The sequence below is a fragment of the Phocaeicola sp. genome (assembly GCF_057861905.1).
Genome location: NZ_DBMACV010000132.1, coordinates 1 through 3215, shown reverse-complemented (window position 1 = coordinate 3215; position 3215 = coordinate 1). Strand labels below are relative to the sequence as shown.

Here is a 3215-nt window from a genome sequence, read left to right as displayed (position 1 = left end):
AGGCTGGGAAAAGAAAGATAAGTTCAATTTGGATTTATACCGGATTAAATGATTGATAATCCCTTCGGGGGAGGGATAAAAAAAGCCCCCGGCCTGTTAAATAGTCGTCTCACTTACCATTTAAACATAAAGCACCTCTTACCGGCACGACCGGGGGCAGATACCCTCGTTCGCCAGTAAGAGGCTTTTTTATGTAAGCGCTATTCTGCGCAATGATAAGTGAGACAATGCAAATGTACGAAATTTAACTGGATATGAAAGTAATTGAAATACTAAAATTGAACAGGGAGCTTTTAAAAACATGCCATTACATGGGCATACGACCCGATGATGTGCAATATATAGAACTATATAATGAATATAACAAGTTGCATACCAATGGTGAAAAAGTGTCTTATATCGTAGCAACGCTTTCCCTACGATATGGCATCAGTGAACGAAAGGTATATGACCTGATCAGGCGTTTTAAAACCGACTGCAATTTGTGTGCAGTGTAATCAGGACTTCCTCCCACTAAAGGCAAACTCCCCTACCCTACCTTTGTATCGCAATAAACAACATTCATATCATGAACAAATATTATCAAATCTTAGGCAAGGTGCTTTCATCCGGAAAGATGCAAAGCAATAAGAAAGGGAATATCCGCTACCTGCTGAATGAACAGCTGACGCTGCTCCCTGCCGACCTTCTGGATATATTCGAAGGGCATACCATAGCGCGGAAAAAGTTAAAAAACGAATTACAACTGTTTATGAGAGGCGAGCGCAACGTGGAAAAATACAGAGAGGTCGGCATCAACTGGTGGGACTACTGCGGCTCAATCCTTGTGAACAGCTACCCAACTTATTTTGAAAAACTGCCGCCACTCATCGAACGCATAAACAGGGAAAAAAGGAACAGCAAGAACTATATATTGTTTCTCGGATCTACAGGAACAGAAAGTAACCAGGCTCCATGCCTTAGTCTTGTTCAGTTCCAGATAGAGCAAGGAGAACTGGTCATGACCGCCTATCAGCGAAGCAGTGATGCGAATTTAGGACTGCCGGCAGATATTTATCATTTGTACCTAATATCAAGGCAGATTGAGTTGCCGCTAAAATCCATCACCCTGAATCTGGGGAACGTGCATATTTACGAAAACAACATCGACAAAACAGAACAGCTGCTTGCCGGCAATGAAAATGTAAAATTTGAATTGAACGTATGAAAAAGATGTATCTGTCAGCCCCTCTCCCATTTGTCGGGCAAAAGCGCATGTTCGCCAAGGAATTCATGAAAGTGCTGGAGCAATATCCGGATGGAACATTGTTTGTTGACCTGTTCGGTGGCTCCGGATTGTTGTCTCACATTACCAAATCCCTCAAGCCCCACTCCACTGTTATCTATAATGACTTTGACAACTACCGCTTCCGCATGAAGCACATTCCGCAGACAAATCAGTTGCTTGCTGACATTCGCGAAATGGTAGGGAATTCCGTACCACGTCATAAAATCATTAAAGGAGAACTGCGTGAACGAATATTCAGCCGCATCGAGCAGGAAGAGAATACCACCGGATATGTGGATTTCATTACCCTCTCCTCCTCTATCTTGTTTTCCATGAAATACAAACTGTCTGTTCAGGATATGCGGAAAGAAGCTTTATACAACAACATACGTAAGACCAGCTACCCGGAATGTACGGACTATCTTGAAGGGTTGGAAATCGTATCCTGCGATTACAAGGAAGTGTTCAACCGGTATAAAGATATTCCTGGGGTAGTATTTCTTGTTGATCCGCCCTATCTGTCCACTGACGTAGGAACCTATAACATGTACTGGAATATGGCCGACTACCTGGATGTGCTGAATGTACTGAAGGGACATTCATACGTATATTTCACTTCCAACAAATCTTCAATTCTGGAGTTGTGCGAATGGATAGGTAGAAATAGGGATTTGGGTAATCCTTTTGAAAACTGCACAAAGGTGGAATTCAATGCTCACATGAATTACAGCTCTTCTTACACGGATATGATGCTTTACAAGAAAGAGGCCGCCTGATGGTGTTTACTTTGCCTGTATTGAACAGAAAAGCCGCAGACGGTAATTTATACGTCCACGGCTTTTCCTTTCTAATAAAGACGACTATTGCATCCGCTTGATGGCCACACACTGGTACACCTCAATACTTTCCACAATATCCTCATGGTTGTGATTGGTATCACTCTCCACCAGATCCAGCTCCAGAAAGGTTTCCCCACTCAAGCCGGCAAGTCTGGCATGAATCAGCCCGGGCAGGTCAAACACCTTCAGCGCATCTTCCTGCAGCTCGCTTCCATCAGCACTCGAACCTTCCCAGTCTGTCACGATGTGCAGCTTGATCAAAGGTTCTGCCCGGTATTCCACACCGGGAACAATCGCATTCCACTGTATAGGGCAGAACTCCACAAAGACAGCCGGACGCTCCCAGTTCTCTTCCTGCTCGATGAACTCCACATTGTGGTTCCACAAGTCTATGTGCTTGATAAGGTCAATGGCCTTCAGTTCGCTGCAAAGCAGCCGATAAAGTTCTTTTCTCATTTTCTTATGATATTATATTCAATGGTGAAATACTCTGTTAGGTTCTCTTCTACAATCTCACGGACGGCTTTTTCCACTTCAGGCGATGTGCCGAGGAAACGGCGGCGGGGTATCTTGATGGTACTTCCTGCTTTCTTTAAAGCCATGAACATCCAAAAATCGGCTTCTGTATCAAGCCGGGCATTTCGTTTGTCTTTCCGCAGTTTTCCGTCCTTCCTTCTCCCGAACGACCCGGTGGCCTCATAATACTTATGCCAGAAGAAACGCTTCATCCGCCCTGTCACCACTATTTCACCACCATCATTATGAATGGCCGCATAGGGCAGAGAAGTAAAGAAGGTAATGCTGTTTTCCGTCGTCCGGCTCCCAATACTTTTCCGAAGCGCCCCGGTATCTGTCAGTATGGCTCTGCCTTCATCCCGGATGGGGCTTTTCCGCCGCTGCCATTTTTCACTGAAAAAAGCCTGCCGCTCAAAGTTCTTGTCAAACTCATCGCTCATTTCCACCTGAATGTCTTTCAGTATCCGGGCCACTACTTTTTTAACGTCTTCGTTCATTCCCAGTCAAAGTTAAATTTCAATTGTACCGTATCGTCCGGCAAATCATTTTTAGGGTCTGCGGACGCTTTAAGCATATTGTAGAATGTACGCTCA

The 3215-nt window shown here is 44.4% G+C and carries 5 protein-coding genes; 3 read left to right on the top strand and 2 right to left on the bottom strand.

Going from position 1 to position 3215, the window contains the following annotated elements:
• Positions 1–254 precede the first annotated feature (254 nt).
• From ACZM60_RS14625 to ACZM60_RS14615, 3 genes are all read left to right on the top strand, one after another.
• Positions 255–497 carry a hypothetical protein gene (locus tag ACZM60_RS14625; RefSeq protein ID WP_032951854.1) on the top strand — a complete coding sequence of 81 codons (243 nt, stop codon included), beginning with the start codon at positions 255–257 and terminating at the stop codon, positions 495–497.
• 71 nt (positions 498–568) lie between these two features.
• Positions 569–1207, top strand: a complete 639-nt coding sequence (locus tag ACZM60_RS14620) for a thymidylate synthase (RefSeq protein ID WP_117911356.1) — start codon at positions 569–571, stop codon at positions 1205–1207.
• A complete protein-coding gene (locus ACZM60_RS14615) occupies positions 1204–2043 on the top strand; it encodes a DNA adenine methylase (RefSeq protein WP_271705043.1) in 840 nt (279 codons plus the stop codon). Before ACZM60_RS14620 ends, ACZM60_RS14615 begins: the two co-directional genes overlap by 4 nt.
• A gap of 84 nt (positions 2044–2127) precedes the next feature.
• Here ACZM60_RS14615 and ACZM60_RS14610 read toward each other — a convergent pair whose 3' ends face one another.
• Both ACZM60_RS14610 and ACZM60_RS14605 read right to left on the bottom strand, forming a co-directional pair.
• Positions 2128–2562: a hypothetical protein gene (locus ACZM60_RS14610; protein WP_117911352.1), complete on the bottom strand. Its 435-nt coding sequence runs from the start codon at positions 2560–2562 to the stop codon at positions 2128–2130.
• Positions 2559–3119, bottom strand: a complete 561-nt coding sequence (locus ACZM60_RS14605) for a phage virion morphogenesis family protein (protein WP_149935337.1) — start codon at positions 3117–3119, stop codon at positions 2559–2561. Before ACZM60_RS14605 ends, ACZM60_RS14610 begins: the two co-directional genes overlap by 4 nt.
• Positions 3120–3215 lie beyond the last annotated feature (96 nt).

What these genes read in the sequence shown, in the direction of transcription:
- ACZM60_RS14625 (WP_032951854.1), top strand. Translation starts at nt 255, where the DNA reads ATGAAAGTAATTGAAATACTAAAATTGAACAGGGAGCTTTTAAAAACA.
- ACZM60_RS14620 (WP_117911356.1), top strand. Translation starts at nt 569, where the DNA reads ATGAACAAATATTATCAAATCTTAGGCAAGGTGCTTTCATCCGGAAAG.
- ACZM60_RS14615 (WP_271705043.1), top strand. Translation starts at nt 1,204, where the DNA reads ATGAAAAAGATGTATCTGTCAGCCCCTCTCCCATTTGTCGGGCAAAAG.
- ACZM60_RS14610 (WP_117911352.1), bottom strand. Translation starts at nt 2,562, where the DNA reads ATGAGAAAAGAACTTTATCGGCTGCTTTGCAGCGAACTGAAGGCCATT.
- ACZM60_RS14605 (WP_149935337.1), bottom strand. Translation starts at nt 3,119, where the DNA reads ATGAACGAAGACGTTAAAAAAGTAGTGGCCCGGATACTGAAAGACATT.